At 56.0% G+C, this 18,277-nt stretch carries 16 protein-coding genes; all 16 read left to right on the top strand.

The window, feature by feature from the left end; genetic code table 11:
* The 16 genes from DW806_RS02410 (at nucleotide 1) to greA (ending at nucleotide 18,248) form a co-directional block, all read left to right on the top strand.
* Nucleotides 1-1,434, top strand: coding sequence for a UDP-N-acetylmuramoyl-L-alanyl-D-glutamate--2,6-diaminopimelate ligase (locus tag DW806_RS02410; RefSeq protein ID WP_118728982.1), 1,434 nt, complete (start codon nucleotides 1-3; stop codon nucleotides 1,432-1,434).
* Between the two features lie 320 nt (nucleotides 1,435-1,754).
* Complete coding sequence (locus DW806_RS02405; RefSeq protein WP_118728981.1) at nucleotides 1,755-3,137, top strand: UDP-N-acetylmuramoyl-tripeptide--D-alanyl-D-alanine ligase; 1,383 nt, start codon at nucleotides 1,755-1,757, stop codon at nucleotides 3,135-3,137.
* Nucleotides 3,134-4,117, top strand: a complete 984-nt coding sequence (gene mraY, locus DW806_RS02400) for a phospho-N-acetylmuramoyl-pentapeptide-transferase (RefSeq protein WP_110436336.1) — start codon at nucleotides 3,134-3,136, stop codon at nucleotides 4,115-4,117. Before DW806_RS02405 ends, mraY begins: the two co-directional genes overlap by 4 nt.
* A 22-nt stretch (nucleotides 4,118-4,139) precedes the next feature.
* A complete protein-coding gene (locus tag DW806_RS02395; protein ID WP_118728980.1) occupies nucleotides 4,140-5,408 on the top strand; it encodes an FtsW/RodA/SpoVE family cell cycle protein in 1,269 nt (422 codons plus the stop codon).
* A 249-nt stretch (nucleotides 5,409-5,657) separates the two neighbouring features.
* The gene (murG, locus tag DW806_RS02390) at nucleotides 5,658-6,797 is read left to right on the top strand and encodes an undecaprenyldiphospho-muramoylpentapeptide beta-N-acetylglucosaminyltransferase (RefSeq protein ID WP_118728979.1); all 1,140 of its coding nucleotides are present in this window, start codon (nucleotides 5,658-5,660) and stop codon (nucleotides 6,795-6,797) included.
* 18 nt (nucleotides 6,798-6,815) lie between these two features.
* A complete protein-coding gene (locus tag DW806_RS02385) occupies nucleotides 6,816-7,874 on the top strand; it encodes a cell division protein FtsQ/DivIB (protein ID WP_118728978.1) in 1,059 nt (352 codons plus the stop codon).
* 257 nt (nucleotides 7,875-8,131) lie between these two features.
* Nucleotides 8,132-9,286 carry a cell division protein FtsZ gene (ftsZ, locus tag DW806_RS02380; protein ID WP_110436340.1) on the top strand — a complete coding sequence of 385 codons (1,155 nt, stop codon included), beginning with the start codon at nucleotides 8,132-8,134 and terminating at the stop codon, nucleotides 9,284-9,286.
* A 349-nt stretch (nucleotides 9,287-9,635) separates the two neighbouring features.
* Complete coding sequence (locus DW806_RS02375; protein ID WP_116704996.1) at nucleotides 9,636-10,577, top strand: magnesium transporter CorA family protein; 942 nt, start codon at nucleotides 9,636-9,638, stop codon at nucleotides 10,575-10,577.
* Between the two features lie 89 nt (nucleotides 10,578-10,666).
* Complete coding sequence (locus DW806_RS02370; protein WP_118728977.1) at nucleotides 10,667-11,155, top strand: DUF4830 domain-containing protein; 489 nt, start codon at nucleotides 10,667-10,669, stop codon at nucleotides 11,153-11,155.
* A gap of 181 nt (nucleotides 11,156-11,336) precedes the next feature.
* Nucleotides 11,337-12,056 carry a pseudouridine synthase gene (locus DW806_RS02365; RefSeq protein ID WP_118728976.1) on the top strand — a complete coding sequence of 240 codons (720 nt, stop codon included), beginning with the start codon at nucleotides 11,337-11,339 and terminating at the stop codon, nucleotides 12,054-12,056.
* Between the two features lie 224 nt (nucleotides 12,057-12,280).
* Nucleotides 12,281-13,372, top strand: a complete 1,092-nt coding sequence (locus tag DW806_RS02360; RefSeq protein ID WP_117554966.1) for a PucR family transcriptional regulator — start codon at nucleotides 12,281-12,283, stop codon at nucleotides 13,370-13,372.
* A 208-nt stretch (nucleotides 13,373-13,580) separates the two neighbouring features.
* Entirely contained in the window at nucleotides 13,581-14,261 is a 681-nt protein-coding gene (ftsE, locus tag DW806_RS02355) for a cell division ATP-binding protein FtsE (RefSeq protein WP_110436343.1), read from the top strand.
* Complete coding sequence (gene ftsX / locus DW806_RS02350; protein ID WP_118728975.1) at nucleotides 14,258-15,145, top strand: permease-like cell division protein FtsX; 888 nt, start codon at nucleotides 14,258-14,260, stop codon at nucleotides 15,143-15,145. Before ftsE ends, ftsX begins: the two co-directional genes overlap by 4 nt.
* A 29-nt stretch (nucleotides 15,146-15,174) precedes the next feature.
* Nucleotides 15,175-16,419, top strand: coding sequence for a murein hydrolase activator EnvC family protein (locus tag DW806_RS15865; RefSeq protein ID WP_118728974.1), 1,245 nt, complete (start codon nucleotides 15,175-15,177; stop codon nucleotides 16,417-16,419).
* A gap of 61 nt (nucleotides 16,420-16,480) precedes the next feature.
* The gene (locus DW806_RS02340; RefSeq protein WP_118728973.1) at nucleotides 16,481-17,644 is read left to right on the top strand and encodes a S41 family peptidase; all 1,164 of its coding nucleotides are present in this window, start codon (nucleotides 16,481-16,483) and stop codon (nucleotides 17,642-17,644) included.
* A gap of 130 nt (nucleotides 17,645-17,774) precedes the next feature.
* Nucleotides 17,775-18,248 carry a transcription elongation factor GreA gene (greA, locus tag DW806_RS02335; RefSeq protein WP_117489347.1) on the top strand — a complete coding sequence of 158 codons (474 nt, stop codon included), beginning with the start codon at nucleotides 17,775-17,777 and terminating at the stop codon, nucleotides 18,246-18,248.
* The last annotated feature ends 29 nt before the right edge of the window (nucleotides 18,249-18,277 follow it).

Raw genomic sequence — 18,277 nt, 5'->3', positions numbered from 1 at the left:
ATGAAATTACAGGAACTTTTGAAGAATGTAGCAGTGAAAAACAGCACTGCCGCGCAGGATATTGACATCAAGGAAGTGCGTTACGACTCCCGCGCGGTACAGCCGGGCGACCTGTTTGTAGCCATCCGCGGCTACGCGACCGATGGCCACAAGTACATCGTCAAGGCGATGGAGCAGGGCGCGGCAGCCGTTGTCTGCGAGGAGGCGTCGGAGGGCGTCCCCGCAGTCGTTGTGGAGAATTCCCGTATTGCGCTGGCTGAGATCGCGGCAAACCGCTTCGGTCATCCGGCGGAGAGCATGGTCATGCTCGGCGTGACCGGCACCAACGGCAAGACCACCACGACCTACCTCGTCAAGCACATGCTTGAGGACGCAGGCCACAAGGTGGGTCTGATCGGCACCAACCAGAACCTCATCGGTGATGAAGTGATCGAAACCGAGCGCACCACGCCGGAATCCTACGAGCTGCACACGCTGTTTGCCCGCATGAGAGACGCAGGCTGCACGCATGTGATCATGGAGGTTTCCTCGCACTCTATGGTGCTTGACCGCGTGCACGGCATTCCGTTTGCGGTTGGCGCGTTCACCAATCTGACGCAGGATCACCTCGATTTCCACAAGACCATGGAGGAGTACCGCAAGGCAAAGGCGCTGCTGTTCTCCATCAGCAAGAAGGGCGTTATCAATCTGGATGATGCTGCGGCAGAGAAGATGCTCGCGGACGCAAAGTGCCCGTGCATGACCTTCTCCTGCGGCAAGCCGGAGGCTGATCTCGAAGCGACCGACCTGCAGCTGCACGCGGATGGCGTGGAGTTTACCGCGCAGTATCAGGGTGAAAAGGCAGATGTCAAGCTGCCGATTCCGGGTCATTTCTCGGTCGAGAATGCACTGACCGCACTCGGCATCGTGCTGCAGCTCGGCATGCCGCTTGCGGCTGCGGCGAAGTCCATGGCAACCGCAACCGGTGTTAAGGGCCGCGTTGAGGTCGTGCCGACCGATACGGATTACACCGTGCTCATCGACTACGCACATTCACCGGACGGCGTGGAGAACGTGCTCAAGGCCGTTCGCGGCTTTGCAAAGGGCCGTGTTGTTGCTCTGTTCGGCTGCGGCGGCGACCGTGACCGCACCAAGCGCCCGAAGATGGGTAAAATTGCGGCGGATCTCGCGGACTTCTGCGTTGTAACGAGCGATAATCCGCGCACCGAGGAGCCGAAGGCCATCATCGACGACATTCTCGAGGGCATGAAGGATTCGGATACGCCGATGCAGGTCATCGTGGACCGTCCGGAGGCGATCCACTGGGCACTTGCACACGCGCAGAAGGACGATATCATCGTGCTGATGGGCAAGGGACATGAGACCTATCAGGAAGTAAACCATGTGAAGCACCACATGGATGAACGCGAGATCGTAGCGGAATATTTCGCGTGATAGGGGACTTCAAAAGTCCCCTATCTACGGAGAACGGTTCCTAAGGAAACCGTTCTCCGAAACCCGAATGACGCTCGGCGCTATCCTTGCGCGGCTTTGCTGCCGCGCTGCGCCCCAAGGCGGCTGGGTCGGGGAATAAAAACCGAGATACATGCTCCCGGTTTTTATGAAATTGCAGGCAATTTCTAATTGAATACCATGTGCAAGCACATGGTCGTCTGCGGACGGGAACAAAGACACGGTTTTCCGAAAGGAAAACCTGTCTTAATGTAAGCCGCTGCAAGCAGCGGCGAGATTTGATAATTATTGGGGGAAACGGCATGGAACGATTTACATTAGCGCAGGCGGCGGCATGGACACACGGCGAAGCAAAGGGTGAGGCGGCTCTGACGGCGGTCACGACCGATTCGCGGCAGATTCCGCCGGAGGCGCTGTTCCTGCCGATTAAGGGCGAGCGGTTTGACGCGCACGATTTCATCGGCAAGGCCATCGAGAACGGCGCCGCAGCCGTGATGAGCCACCGCGAGAATGAGGAGTATCCGGTGCCGGCGCTGTACGTTGAGAACACCTCGCAGGCGCTGCTTGACCTCGCGGGCGGCTACCGCACGATGTGCGGCGGCAAAGTCGTCGGCGTGACCGGCTCGGTCGGCAAGACCACCACCAAGGAGCTGCTGTATGCCGTTCTCTCGCAGGGCTTCCGCGCACAGAAGACAGAAGGCAACCTGAATAATGAGATTGGTCTGCCGCTGACGCTCATGCGTATGACCAGGGATACTGAAGTGCTGGTAGCCGAGATGGGCATGAACCATTTCGGTGAGCTTTCCCGCATGACGGCGGCTGCCAGACCGAATCTGGCGGTTATCACCAATATCGGCACTTCGCATATCGAGTTCCTCGGCTCGCGTGAGGGCATCTGCAAGGCCAAGCTGGAGATTCTCGAGGGTCTGCAGGGGGGCGGCACGGCTGTTCTCTGCGGCGATGAGCCGCTTCTGTGGGACAAACGCGGCAGCCTCGGCTGCAAGGTGGTAACATATGGCATCGAAAATTCCGCCTGCGACCTTACTGCGGACTTGCACAGCGACGGTACATTTGATATAGTAAATAACGGTCTTGCCGCGGCGCACCTGCCGGTCGGAGAGAAATTCACCGCGAAGCTGAGTATTCCGGGCAAGCATAATGTGCTCAATGCACTGGCGGCGGCAGCCGTCGGTCTGCTGCTCGGTGAAATGCCCGCGCTGATCGCGCAGGGACTTATCAGCTATCAGGCAAGCGGCATGCGCCAGAACATCTATGAGCAGGATGGCTATCACATCTATGCGGACTGCTACAACGCAAGTCCGGATGCGATGGAGGCTACGCTGTCCGTGCTTGGCGGCATGGCCGGGGACGGCCGCCGGTTTGCGGTTCTCGGCTCGATGCTCGAGCTGGGCGATTACGCCGAGGAAGGTCATCGCCGTGCCGGTCGTGCGGCGGCGCAGTACGCGGACGCCCTGTACGCCTACGGTCCGGATGCAGCGGCCATGGTAGCCGGTGCTAGGGAGAAGGGCATGGAGCATGCGTATGCGTTCGACGACCAGACCGCGCTTGTCGCGGCACTGCGCGAGGACGCGAAAAAAGGAGACGCGCTGCTGTTCAAGGGCAGCCGCGGCATGCGCATGGAACGCGCACTTGCAATGTTTTTAGGGGAGGAAGTTGAAGCATGAAACAGGCTGTGCTTGTTTTCGCGATCGCACTGGTGATTACGCTGGCTATCGGTCCGGCGGTCATCAACTATCTGCGGAAAATGAAATTCGGTCAGAAGATTCTTGAAATCGGACCGAAATGGCACATGAACAAACAGAATATTCCGACAATGGGCGGATTTATGTTCATTATCGGTATCGCGGCGGCAGTCATTATCGGCAATATCGTGATGGGTGAGATTTCGGTCTCGTCGCTTGCGGTGCTCGGCCTTGCCGTGGCCTACGGTGCGGTCGGTCTGGTCGATGACTACGCCAAGATCAAGAAAAAGGAAAACGCGGGTCTGACCCCGAAGCAGAAGCTGGTGCTCCAGATTCTGGTTGCCGGCGTGTTCATCCTCGTACTGTTCCTGGGGTCGAGCGGTCTGCCGCAGCTGTGGATTCCGTTCACAGGCATTTCGTTCAGCTGGCCGTGGCCGCTGTATATCGTGTTCGCGGCGTTCGTTATCGTCGGCGCGGACAACGCCGTCAATCTGACCGACGGCATCGACGGTCTGGCAGCAAGCGTTACGCTGCCGGTTGCCATCTTCTTCGTGTTCGTCGGCTTCCGCCGCGGAGATATGGGCGTTGTGATCTTCTCGGCGGCACTCGCGGGTGCGCTGCTGGGCTTCCTGCGCTATAACTTCAATCCGGCTAAGGTGTTCATGGGCGATACCGGCTCGCTGTTCCTCGGCGGTGCGGTTGCGGGTCTGGCATTTGCGTGTGAAATGCCGCTCATCCTGCTGCTGGTCGGCCTGATTTACATCATCGAAACGCTGTCCGTTATCCTGCAGGTCACCTACTTCAAGGCGACCCACGGTAAGCGCCTGTTCAAGATGGCGCCGATCCACCACCACTTTGAAATGTGCGGCTGGGGCGAGAAGAAAATCGTGCTGGTATTCACCGGCATCACGGTTGTGCTGTGCCTGCTGGCCTACCATGTGGCACTCGCACCGCTGTTTTAATTCGTAATTCGGAGGTAACCCTATGGCTTCGACAACTGGAAAGACGAATCCGCAGTACCGGCCGGCGTCGCGCCGTCCCATGCCGCGGAATGCGCCGAGCGGCAAACCGGCGCGTCCTTCGCGGGAGCCGGTGCCGAAGGAGCGTTACCATACCGGCACCGCAAAGCCGAAGCGCAGACGCATGCGCAGCATGAAGGCGCATATCTGGGATACCGGTGTGTTCTTCTCGGTGCTGCTGCTGCTGATCACCGGTCTGATCGCGCTGTTCTCGGCAAGCTATACCAACGCGATGTTCTACAAGGGCAGCGCGACATACTTTATCATGCGTCAGGGCATTTTCGCCGCGATCGGTCTTGCGGCGATGATCGTTCTTTCCAAGATTCCGTACCGCATGTACGCGGGCATTCACAACATCATCATGTGGATATCGGTCGCGCTGCTGGTTCTGGTTGTGATACCGGGCATCGGTACAACGGTTAATAATGCACAACGCTGGCTGTTCGGCTTTCAGCCGTCTGAGATCGCAAAGCTGACCGTCATCATCTGCTTTTCCTACTGGGTAGCGCGTGACCCGAAGAGCGTGCGCAGCGTCAAGACCATGGTGCAGCCGTACGGTCTGCTGCTGGCGCTGTACATCGGTCTGCTGTACCTGGAGCCACATACCTCGGCGATGATCATCATCTGCGGCATCGGCATTATCATCCTGCTGGCAGGCGGTATGCGCCTGTGGTACTTTGCGCCGATTTTGGGACTGGGTGCAGGCGTAGTTGCGGCATTCTATGTTGCGTTTAAGCATGTACGAGACCGTTTTGAAGTCTGGCTCAATCCGTTTTCGGATATGGCGAACAAAGGTCTGCAAGGCTCGATGAGCCAGATTGCCATCGGCTCGGGCGGCCTGCTCGGACGCGGACTCGGCAACGGCCTGCAGAAGCAGCTGTACCTGCCGGAGCCGCATAACGACTTCATCTTTGCCACCTGGTGCGAGGAGATGGGTCTGATCGGCGCTCTGCTGGTTATTCTGCTGTTCGCGTACCTTATTTACCGCGGATTCCGTGTGGCGCGCTATGCACCGGATAAATTCGGCAGTCTTCTGGCGACCGGTATCACCGCCAAGCTGGCTATCCAGACGCTGATGAACCTGTTCGTTGTCACCGGCATCATGCCGGTAACCGGCGCGGCTCTGCCGTTTTTCAGCTATGGCGGCACAGCGTTGCTGCTGCAGCTCGGCGAGATGGGCATCCTGCTCAATATATCGCGGTATATGCGGATTGACGGAAGAAATCAGGATTAAGTTATGGCAATACCGCATAATTTTCGCAAAGCGCCGCGGCAGCGCGACCGGAGCCTGCGCAAGAAGCCGCTGCTTTAATTGTGCGGTGTTGCCTTATGCAAATCGAGGCTGTTTGCAGCATACAAACAGCCTCGATGACTGTGATATTGCTGTCAGGCAGTACCACATGATCCGGTAAACAGACTTTGCCGGACCATGTGATCCTACCTTGCATTTGAAAAGTAACAAACAGGAGAGGGGAACTCAGTTTTGAAACTGTACATTACGGGAGGCGGCACGGGCGGTCACGTTACACCGGGGCTTGCCATTGCACGCTATTTTGAAAAAAAGCAGCCGCAGACGACGGTGCGTTTTGCCGGTTCGGCACGCGGCATTGAAAATAAGCTGGTCCCGCGTGAGGGATACCCGCTGGACACCATCGAGATCATCGGCATGTCGCGCTCGATGAGCCCGAAGGGCATTCTGCACAATCTGAAGGCGGCAAAGCTGGCTGTCTCGGCGGTCAGCAAGGCGAAAAAGCTGCTGAAGCAGGCCAAGCCGGACTGCGTGATCGGCTGCGGCGGCTATGCGTCGTTCGCGGTGGTACGCGCGGCACAGCAACTCGGCATTCCGACCGTGCTGCTCGAGGTCAACGCGCTGCCCGGCAAGGTAACGCAGATGCTTGCAAAGGACGCGGACCGCGTACTCGTTTGCTTTGAACAGGCAAAGGAGCTGCTCGGCGGCGGAGATAAGATCATTCTGACCGGTGCGCCGGTGCGCGGTGAGATTCTGGCTGCGGACCGCGTAAAGGCACGCGAGAAGTTCGGCCTGACCGATGATGACCAGCTGGTCGTATCCTTCTGGGGCTCGATGGGTGCAAAGTACATGAACGAGCACATGGCCGGTGAGCTGGCGCTCGAATGTAAAAACGGCGTGCCCTATCACCATGTTCACGCAACCGGTGCGGCGGCCTGTGAGTGGCTGCCCAGAATGGCGAAGGAGCAGGGCGCCGACTTTGACGCGCACCCGAACATCGAAGTGACCGAGTACATCTACGACATGGCCGACCGCATGGCGGCGGCTGACCTGATCGTGTGCCGCGCAGGTGCGGCCACTCTCGGTGAGCTGTGCATGCTCGGCCGTCCGGCACTGCTGGTGCCGTCTCCGTATGTGGCGGAGAACCACCAGGAGAAGAACGCGCGCGCGCTCGAAAAGGAGGGCGGCTGCCGTGTTCTGCTCGAGAAGAACGCCAATCCGCAGGTGCTGTACGACGAGATTCAGGATCTGCTGAGCGACCGCGACCGTCTGCACCGGATGGGGCACGACGCGACAAAGCTGGCAGCGCACGATGCAAGCGAGAAGATCTATCAGGAGATCCTCTGGGCAATCGAAAACCATGGCAAGAAGTAACAAAGAAGGGATGCTGTGATGAGACGCAGAAGGCGAAAAAAGCACACGCCCGACCGGATGGAGCAGCAGCGTCGCGGCAGGAAAATCTTTCGTGTGCTGGGACGCGTGCTGCTGACCGGTATTGTTCTGGCGGCTGCCGTGGTGGCGATGACCGTGTTCTTCAAGGTTAAGACCATTTCGGTGGAAGGCGCCAAGCAGTACGGCTCGGAGGAGCTGATCGCCGGTATGGATATTCAAAAGGGCGATAATCTCTATCTGTGGAACAAAAACCGCGTATTGTCCGACCTGATGCACAGCTTCCCGTATCTGGAAAGCGCACAGCTGCGCCGCAAGCTGCCGGATGGACTGGTGCTGACTGTCACCGAATGCACAGCGGCGGCTGCCGTGAGGAATGAGGATAACACGTTCACTTATATCAGTGCGGGCGGCAAGGTGCTCGAGAACAACGCCGCGGACGGCGGTCTGCCGACCGTGCTCGGCGTTACGCTGAATGCGCAGATTGGGGATTTCCTTGCTACCGGCACGGATGCACACGTTGACGCTATGCTGAACGTGCTGGAGAACATGGATGCCGCCGGGCTGCTCGAAAAGATGAGCTTCCTCAATCTGAACGACCTGACCGATGTGCGCATCGGCTATGACAAGCGGTTCGACATCCGCGCAGGCTCACTGGATGATCTGACGTACCGTCTTCGGTTTGCACAGACCGTTATCAGCGATCGCCTTTCGGCATCGGATATCGGGCGGCTGTACTGGGATGCGCAGAACCGTCTGCACTTTGTGCCGGAGACGGCGGAGGATGTAGCGCGCTCCGGTACCGACCAGGCAGGTGACAATCCGGTGACCTCGCCGGCGTACACCAATCCGGACGGCGAAGTCGGCACGACCGACAATACGAACGGCGATGACTCGACCGATTCGAGCAGCGACAGCTCGGATAGTTCGGATAACTCGGATGATTCCGATGATTCGGATTACTCGGACGATTCGTCCTATGACGATTCCTACGATGACAGCAGTTATGACGATTCGTACGACGAATCGTATTACGACGACAGCTACGATGGCGAAGGCTGAGCTTTTTCTGCCTATACTGGCGAAAATAACCGAAAACACAAGGGAAAACGCGAAAAAATACAGCCTTTTTCCGTATCGCCCGCCGGTTTGCGGGAAAGACACGGAAAAGATTAAGTTTTTTTTGAGGAATTCGCTAATTCCTGTTGCAAAATAGAATAAATCGAGGTAAAATTAAAACAATAGGGGCGAAGTGCCCTCAAACGCGGTAATTGATAATCAAAGAACGATTCTTTATCATAAAACGGAGGACAACGACAATGGGTTTTGAGTTTGAACAGGGCTTGGATAACGTAGTAAACATTAAGGTCATCGGTGTCGGCGGCGGCGGCGGCAACGCTGTAAACCGCATGGTCGAGAACGGTGTACAGGGTGTTGAGTTCGTTTCCATCAACACGGATATGCAGGCTCTGAATTATTCGCAGGCCACCACGAAGATCCAGATCGGCGAGAAGCTGACCAAGGGTCAGGGCGCAGGCGCAAATCCGGAGATCGGCCGCAAGGCTGCTGAGGAGAGCAAGGATCAGATCGCAGCGGCTCTCGCTAACACCAATATGGTATTTATCACCGCTGGCATGGGCGGCGGCACCGGCACCGGTGCAGCTCCGGTTGTTGCACAGATCGCTCGTGAGCTGGGCATCCTGACGGTCGGCGTTGTTACCCGTCCGTTCGCATTCGAGGGCAAGAAGCGTCTCGAGCAGGCGCTGAGCGGCATCGAAGAGCTGAACAAGAACGTAGACTCCCTCGTTATCATCCCGAACGAGCGTCTGAAGTATGTATCCGAGCAGAAGATCACCTTCAAGAACGCATTCGAGATCGCTGACGGCGTTCTGCGTCAGGCAGTTAAGAACATTTCCGAGCTGATCACCGTTCCGGGCTTCATCAACCTGGACTTTGCGGACGTTACCTCCGTCATGAAGGACGCAGGCTTCGCTCACATCGGCACCGGCTCCGCTGCAGGCAAGGACAAGGCTGCAGAGGCTGCACGCGAGGCAATTTCCAGCCCGCTGCTCGAGACTTCCATCGACATGGCTCACGGCGTTATCGTTTCCGTTATCGGCTCTGACGATATCGGCCTGGATGAAGTTGAGACCGCAGCTACCATGGTTCAGCAGGCGGCTCATCCGGATGCACACATCATCTTCGGTGCATTCATCGACGAGAACATGGACGACGAGATCCGCGTTGTTGTAATCGCAACCGGTTTCGACAATGTTCCGAACTCCGCAAAGATGAGCATGGACGGCAATAAGGACAAGGATTCCGGCTCCACCGGCCTGTTCACCGAGGCTGCTACCGCAGCGGCTGACAAGAAGCCGGCTCGCGCATCCGCTTCCAAGCCGTCGTCCGATGTTGGCTCTGACGATGCTGCATTTGATGTTCTGATGCGCATCTTCGATAAGGACAACCGATAATCTAACTGATAGCTATTCAAAACAGCCCGTAACAGGGCTGTTTTGTCAGGTATGGGAAGGTTAATTTTAAGGCAACACCGCACAATTAAAGCAGCGGCGCTTTGCGGAAATTTTGTATTCTGATTTTGTTGCGATTTCTTGCAATACGGCAAGTATTGCAAGAAACCGCGCCTCATCAGTACGCAAAATTTATTCGCAAATCGCTCTTGTTCAATTATGCGGTATTGCCTTAAATGAAATCCATATTAAAGGAGAGTGATCACCGTGAGTACGGACCCTGGAAGTAGACAGATGAATATTACTCGCGGTGGCATTTTCGAGGAGTGCCGCTGCTGAAAGGCGGTATAATATGGTTGAATTTTTCAAAACGGTGGACGGCCGCATCACAGAAGTGAGCGAATTCACCGAGGGCTGCTGGGTCAACATGGTGCATCCTAGCTCGGACGAGCTGGAGCAGATCGCGCAGGCGGCTCAGGTTGAGGAAGAGTTTGTTCGCGCGGCGCTCGACCCAGAGGAAAGCTCGCGTGTCGATACCGAGGACGAGCAGCTTCTCATGATCGTCGATATCCCGATGGTGGAGAAAAGCTCGGTCGAGGACGGCGGACAGATGTTCACCACCATTCCTATGGGTATTGTTGTAGCGCAGAATGCGGTCATCACGGTTTGTCTGGAGGACAGCATCATCTTGCGCTCCATCGCGGAAGGCGCGGTAAAGGGCGTGCATACCTCACTCAAGACGCGCTTTGTGTTCCAGATTCTGCTCCGCATCGCGGGCCGGTTCCTGAAAAACCTGCGTATGATCGAGCGCGACTTTACCCGCATCGAGAAGCGTCTGTACGACTCCCTCAAAAATGAGGAGCTCATCCAGCTGCTCGGCCTGAGTAAATCGCTGGTTTACTTCTCCTCGTCCCTCAAGGGCAACGAGGTTACGATGGAAAAGGTGCTGCGCGGCCGCGTGCTCAAGCTGTATGAGGACGACCGCGACATTCTGGAGGACGCGCTGATCGAGGTCCGTCAGGCCATTGAGATGGCGAATATCTATTCCAACATTATGGCGGGCACGATGGATGCTTATGCTTCTGTCGTTTCCAACAATCTGAATATTATCATGAAGGTTTTGACCATCCTGACCATCATCATGACGATTCCGAATATTGTGTTCGGCTTCTTCGGTATGAATATCGGTGAAGGACGGATACCGGGCGACTGGGTCTGGTGGATGCCGCTGGCTATTACAGTGGTCGGCTGCTTCTTTGCATGGTGGATGCTGAAGAAGAAAAATCTGGACTGATACAAGCTGCGCTTCCGAGAAATACTCGGAGGCGTTCTTTTTTGCCTTCTGTACACATAGGATAAAGTAAAAGCAGGAGGGACAATGCCATGATCGTTTTTGCGGCAAAGGTATCGGTGAGGAAAATCGTAGTGGGCGTGCTGGCGGTCGGGCTGGTGCTGGTCGGCGCGGCAGCACTGCTGCCGAAAACGGCAGAGGCGGATACCGCGGTCAGCGCTGAAGGTGCAGCGCTCAGTGCAAAGCTGAAAACGAACGAGGACCGGGTAGCTCTGCTGACCGCCTGCGGATGGTCGGTGGAGAACGAACCGGTCGGCACACAGGAGGTGCAGATACCCGACACCTTCGACGAGGTATATGAGCAGTACAACGCTATTCAGCAGGCGCAGGGACTGGATCTTACGCCGTATCAGGGCAAACGCGCCACGCTGTATACCTACGCGCTGACCGCCTATCCTACCGGAGAGCAGGGCGTGACCGCCAACCTTTTGGTGCGCAGCAACCGCCTGATCGCAGCGGATATCACATCCGCGCAGACGGATGGATTTGTGCATGGCCTGCTGGATATGCCGCAGACCTGACAGTGGTTGACAATGACTTTCGGAAATTGCATAACTGTGCAATTCAACGAAAAAGTTATCATAGGTTTATGGTATCTATTGGTAACTTTCGGGGGATTGCACTTTTTTTGCATTTAGCTATTGTGCAATTTGCGAAAAAGTGTTATCCTTATAAAAGAAATGTATTGGCGGAGGGGACAAAATGCCACAGATGCGATTGGACAAATTGCTGTCCCACCTGAACTGCGGCAGCCGCAAGGAAGTGCAGGCACTCATTCGTGCGGGACGCGTCTCGGTGGACGGCACCGTGCAGAAGGATCCGGCGTTTAAGGTCGATCCCGACCGGTCGCAGACGGCGGTGGATGGCACCGTGCAGCGCTACCGCGCACAGCGGTACTATATGCTCAACAAGCCGATGGGTGTTATCACGGCAAGCCGCGATGAGCGTCACGATACCGTGCTTGAGCTGTTTCCGGCCGAGCTGCGACGCGGCCTGTTTGCGGTGGGAAGGCTGGACAAGGACACCGAGGGACTGCTGCTCATCACGGACGACGGCGCGCTCAGCCATGCGCTGATGAGTCCGAACCGCCATGTCGAAAAGGAGTACGAGGCGGTCGTGGACGGCGCACTGGCAGCGGATGCAGTCTTGCGTTTTGAACAGGGCATGACCCTGCGGGACGGCACGGAATGCAAGTCGGCGAAGCTGGAAATCCTCGAGACCGAGCCGGAGCTGCGCGTGCATGTGACGCTTAAAGAGGGCAAATACCATCAGGTCAAGCGCATGATCGCGGCAGTCGGCGGTACGGTAACGGCGCTCAAACGCCTGCGGCTGGGTGGTCTCTGGCTGGATAAAATACTCGCGCCCGGCGAATTTCGGGAACTGACACAGGAGGAATTGGAAAAACTTACCTCGCAAACTTGAAAAACTTAAAAAATCTACAAATTTTTTTGAGTTTTTTGTACAAAAATGCGCGGACATGTGATATAATGACTTAAAATGTATAGGGAACTTTTGGCGTTCTTGTGAAGAATGTCATAGGCAGAATCACCATTAGCGGTGAGAACACCATAAAGAGTAAGCGTTTCGGCGAACGGATGCGGAGTAAAGCGCCGGGGCGCGTGAAAAAGACGGGAAAGGTGATGGAAATGGCTTCGAGATTGTTCCAGTCGATTGTTTTGCAGATGAAGGATACGGTGGATCGTACGATCGGCATTGTTGACGCAAGCGGTGCGGTCGTAGCATGTACCGATCTGCCTCGTATCGGTGAAATGCGGGAGGAAGCAATCACTGAGCTGGGCTTCGCCGGCGAGATCGTTCGTTTCGGCGGTTATACTTATCATACAACGGGCGACCGTGCGTCGCGTCTGGAATACGCTGTATTCGTACAGGGCGAGGACGAACTGGCGCGCAGTATCTGTTCGCTGGTTGCGGTTTCGATCAACAATATCAAGACGCTGTATGACGAAAAGCACGACAAGGCTACCTTCGTAAAGAATATCATTCTGGATAATATCCTGCCGGGCGATATTTATATCAAGTCCCGCGAGCTGCACTTCGGCAACGATGTGCCGCGCGTGGTATTCCTCGTGCGCCAGCAGGCGCCGGCTGATGTTGCCGCGATCGACGTGGTAAACGGCATGTTCCCGGACAAGCAGAAGGATTTCGTGCTGCATATCTCCGAGACGGACATCGTTGTTGTCAAGGAGGTCAAGGCAGGCAGTGAGATCAAGGATCTGGTCAAGCTGGCAGGCTCTATCGAGGAGACGCTGCTCAGCGAGCTGTCGGTCAAGTGCCTGATCGGCATCGGCTCGGTATCCTCTCAGATGAAGGATATCGCAAAGTCCTTCAAGGAGGCTACGACCGCAATCGAGGTCGGTGCGGTATTCGACACCGAGAAGAACATCATCAGCTTCGAGAATCTGGGCATTGGCCGTCTGATCTATCAGCTGCCGATCACGCTGTGTGAGATGTTCCTGTCCGAAGTATTCCGCAAGGGCTCGATCGACTCGCTCGATCAGGAGACGCTGTTCACGATTCAGAAGTTCTTCGAGAACAACCTGAACGTGTCCGAGACGTCGCGCAAGCTGTTCGTACACCGCAATACGCTGGTGTACCGCCTTGAGAAGATCAAAAAGCTGACCGGTCTGGATCTGCGTGAGTTCGATCACGCGATCGTATTTAAGGTAGCGCTCATGGTTCGAAAATACCTTGCAAGCCGCGAAGAAGGTACCAGATAATCGCTGTCTGTTCATAAAATCTACACAGAAAAAGCGTAAATTGTGCAATAATGCCACAGTTTGTCGGCTTGCACATAAACATGATATCTGTTATAATAGACAAAGGTGTATATGTTTACACCTTTGTCTTTTTTGTTTGCTAGAAGGCGAAAATGCCCAATCCGGGGCATTCGCACGCCTTCTGCGTTGGCACCGAGGAGGATTGCCTGTGATACGAATGAGTGAAGCCACCGTGGTTTACGAAAACGGGACCCGGGCGGTGAACAAGGCGAGTCTGCGTGTAGACGAGGGAGAATTTGTCTTTCTGGTCGGCGCGTCCGGCTCGGGTAAAACCACGATCATCAAGCTGCTGACCGGTGAGGTTCGGCCGAGCGAAGGCCGCGTTATCGTCAACAACTACGATATCGGCAGAATGAAAAAGCGGCAGATTCCGTATCTGCGCCGTACATTGGGCGTTGTCTATCAGGATTTCCGCCTGATCAACACCAAAACCGTTTACGAGAACGTCGCATTTGCCATGCGCGCCATCGGTGCCAAGGGCAAGGCCATCAAGCAGCGCGTGCCGTATGTGCTCGATCTGGTCGGCCTGGCCGACAAGGCGCACGAGAAGCCGATGAATCTTTCCGGCGGTGAGCAGCAGCGTGTCGCAATCGCGCGTGCGCTGGTCAACAACCCGCGCCTTATCATCGCGGACGAGCCGACCGGCAACCTTGATCCTGCGCGTTCGCTGGAGCTGATGACCCTGTTTGAAAAGATCAACGAGCTTGGCACGACCGTGCTGATCGTAACGCACGAAAAGGGTCTGGTAGACGAATTTGAAAAGCGCGTTGTTGTGATCGACAACGGTGAAGTCATCAGTGATCAGACAGGTGGGTATTATCAGATATGAGATCAATCGCTTACTATTGGAAGGAAGGCCTGCGCAACATTTTTAAGCACGGCTTCATGTCCGTGGCGGCCGTGGTGATCATGGTCGTAAGCCTGCTGCTGACGGGCACGGTTACGCTGGTGGCCTACAACATTACGAATAACATTACGAGACTGCAGCAGTCCAACCAGATTGTAGTCTGGATTGACGAGTCGCTCACCACGCGTGAGGCGAAAACGCTGCAGACGCAGTTCGAGAAGATCGACAACATTGCGTCGATCGCCTTCGAGGACCGCGATGTCGCGCTGGAGCAGTACCGCAAGGAGCTGGGCGACGACGCAGACATCCTCGAGGATTACAACGCGGACAACAATCCGCTGCGCAACAGCTATGTGTTTACCCTGAATGATTCTACGCAGGCGGACGCAACGATCAAAGAAATCGAAGCGGTTGACGGGGTTGCAAGCGTACGCGCGGATGAGGATGTTATCCGCAAGCTGATTCAGATTCAGCGCGTGTTCAACATGATCGCGGCGGCGATGATCGTCGGTCTGGCCGTTATCTCGATCTTCATTATCTCCAACACGGTAAAGCTGGCTATGTTTGCCCGCCGTGAGGAGATCTCCATCCAGAAGATGGTCGGCGCGACCAACTGGTTTATCCGCTGGCCGTTTGTCATCGAAGGCATGGTGCTCGGTCTGGTTGCCGGCGGACTGGCATTCCTCGCGGAATGGGGTCTGTACACCGAGCTGTATAACGTGGCAGGTACGGTTTCTCTGTCCTCGTTCCATCTGCTCTCGTTCGATGTGCTGCGCTGGTGGGTGCTGGGCGTGTACGCAGGTGCAGCCGCACTGTTCGGAATCGGCGGCTCGGTAACGAGTATCCGCAAGTTTATGGATGTATAACGACTGCATAAAGGAGCGAATGTTTCAATATGATGAAAAAGAAAACCGTGCGCCTGATTTCCTGCATTATTGCGGGCATCCTGGTCGCAGCGATGGTGTTCTCGATGATTGCCTCCGGTCTGGTTTATGCCGGTGCGGTGAGCAGTAAGGAACTGAAAAGCAAGCTGTCCGATCTGGAGGATCAGAAGACATCGGTCAAGGCGGAGCTGGATAGTCTGGCAGGCAAGGTGGATGAGGTTGCAAAGACCCGTGCCGCCCTGCAAAAAGAGATCAAGCTCACCAAGGAAGAAATTACGACGGTAACCGCGTATATCGACCGCCTGCAGGACCAGATCGACGTCAAGACGACCGAGCTGGATGCTGCGATCAAGGCGCTGGACAGCAAGAAGGAGCGTTTTTCTGAGACTGTCCGCACGACGTATGAGCAGGGCGAGACCAGCTATCTGGAGGTTCTGCTGAACGCGTCCAACTTCTCTGATCTGCTCAGCCGTCTGGAGATCGTTTCCGCGATTATGGACGATAATAAGAAGATCGTAGCGGAGTACACCGCTGCCAAGGAGGATATTCAGCAGAAGCGCGATGACCTGCAGGCCACCCAGGACGAGCAGGTACAGTATCAGGAAAACCTGAAGTACAAGGCTGAGGAGCTGAAATCCAGCGAGGAGCAGCAGAAGGCACTGCAGCAGAGCCTGCAGGCGTACCAGAAGGAGCAGAAGGCCGAGTACGAGCGCATCACCAGCGAGATGGACACCGTAAGTGACCAGATCGCAGAGCAGTCCCGCAAGGAAGCTGCTGCGGCAGCAGCAGCGGCTGCTAAGAAGAAGGGCGGCAGTTCGTCCTCGAGCACGACCACCACGACCAGCAGCGGCGCGACCCGTTACAGCGGCACGTTCACCTGGCCGCTTCCGGGTTACACCAATAATTCGAGTGCCTATGGCTGGCGTGTACATCCAATCTTCGGTACCCGCAAGTTCCACAAGGGCGAGGATATTCCGGCACCGACCGGCACACCGATCGTAGCAGCCGCATCCGGCACGGTTACTACCGCAGGCTGGGTTTCCGGCTACGGCAACTATACGGTCATCAATCACGGCGGCGGCGTCATGACGGCTTACGGCCATCAGTCTGCCATCCATGTTTCGGTTGGCCAGACGGTTTCCGCCGGTCAGACCATCGGTCTGGTAGGCTCTACCGGCAACTCGACCGGTCCGCATCTGCACTTTGAGGTGTATGTAAACGGTTCGACGCAGAACCCGATGAGTTACTTCAACTAACGCAATTACATAAAAGGGGAGAGTGTAACGCTCTCCCTTTTCTCGTGGAGGAGGACAAACCATGAAAAAACTGCGGGAGAGACAGGTCTCTCTGCGGATAGCGCTGACCATGTGTGCCGCGGCAGGCGCGATAACGGCAGTCATCTGCCTGATTTCCACCGGCTGGAACACCAACGAGGTCGGGAAAAAGCTGCGTGAGATCGACCGGCTGGTATCGGACAAGTACGTTGGTGAACTGGACGCGGACAATGTTGCGGATTATGCTGCGGCAGGCTACATTACCGGTCTGGGAGACAAGTGGTCGTCATATATTCCGGCGGAAAACTACGAAGCCTACCGCATGAGCGGTGAGGGCAAGGGCTGCGGCATCGGCGTTTCGGTGACGAGCACCGAGACGAGTATTCGCGTTACGCTCGTGTACGATGATTCGCCTGCGGCGAAGGCCGGCATCGAAAAGGGCGATTACATTCTCGGTACGGGAGATCTGACGACCGAAAAGGACGGTTCGAGTGCGGTTATCAGCGCGATTTCCGGCAAAGAGGGAACCGATGTGACCGTCACGGTCAAGAAGGCAGACGGCTCCGCCAAGGAGCTGACCATGCAGCGTGCCGTTGTCACGCAGAAGATGGCATGGGGAAAAATGCTGAATGATAAAATCGGCTACATCCGCATCGAGAATTTCCATGACGGCTGCGCCGATCAGTTCAAGACGGCGCTGCAGTCGCTGACCGACAGCGGCGCACAGTCGCTTGTCATTGACGTGCGCCACAACGGCGGCGGTCGTGTCAAGGAGATGAGCGCGGCACTCGATCCGCTGCTCGGCGAGGGCACCATTATGACGCTGCGCATGAAAAACGGCTCGGAGACCGTTTACACCTCGGATGCAGACCGTATTGACCTGCCAATCGCGGTGCTCATTGACGACCAGAGCATTTCGGCAGCAGAATTTTTCGCGGCGGCGCTGCAGGAGTACGACCGCGCAACGCTCGTCGGCACGCACACCACCGGCAAGGGACGCGCTCAGCGCACCTACCAGCTGAGCGACGGCTCGGCGGTCAATCTGTCTGTCGAGGAATACTTTACGCCCAAGGGCAAAAGCCTTGCAGATGTCGGCATTGTGCCGGACATTGAGGTGAAGCTGACCGATGAGCAGACACAGAACTTTTTCTTCCTGACGCCGGAAACCGATCCGCAGCTTCAAAAAGCGATGGAAACTGTGGGATAATCGAGCACTCCGGCAGAAAATCGGACAGAAAATGGTCGAATCGCTTGACATGGCATTGGTGCTTAATTTATAATATAGTGTACTGTACGGCTCGAAAGCCGATGACACTGAGTAAGAAGGGTTTGCAAACATGGCAAAAGAAATTAAACTGACACAGGAAAGTCTGGACGCATATAAGGACGAACTGGAATATCTGAAAACTACCCGTGCGGATGAGGTTGCAGAGCAGCTGAAGGAAGCACGCTCTTTCGGCGACCTGTCCGAGAACGCCGAGTATGATGAAGCCAAGAACGAGCAGGGCAAGCTGTATTCCCGCATTGCCGAGCTTGAGGAGATCATCAAGCACGCAGTCGTTGTAACCGGCGACAGCTACGCTGCAGACGAGGTTTCTCCCGGCTGCCGCTTTATTGTTAAGGATCTTGAGGAGGACGAGGAAGAGGAGTACCACTTCGTCGGCTCTCAGGAGGCCGATCCGATGGACGGTAAGATCTCCGATGAGTCTCCGTTCGGTAAGGCTATGCTGGGTAAGAAGGTCGGCGATGTTGTTGAGGTCGAGGCACCGATCGGCATCGTAAAGTACGAGATCATCAAGATCGAGAAGTAATTCGATTCGTCCTAACGGACGTTAAATGT

It is taken from the genome of Butyricicoccus sp. AM32-19 (assembly GCF_003480365.1).
GTDB lineage: Bacteria > Bacillota > Clostridia > Oscillospirales > Butyricicoccaceae > Agathobaculum > Agathobaculum butyriciproducens.
The sequence above is the reverse complement of the archived record's forward strand: the minus strand, read 5'-3'. Positions and strand labels throughout refer to the sequence as shown.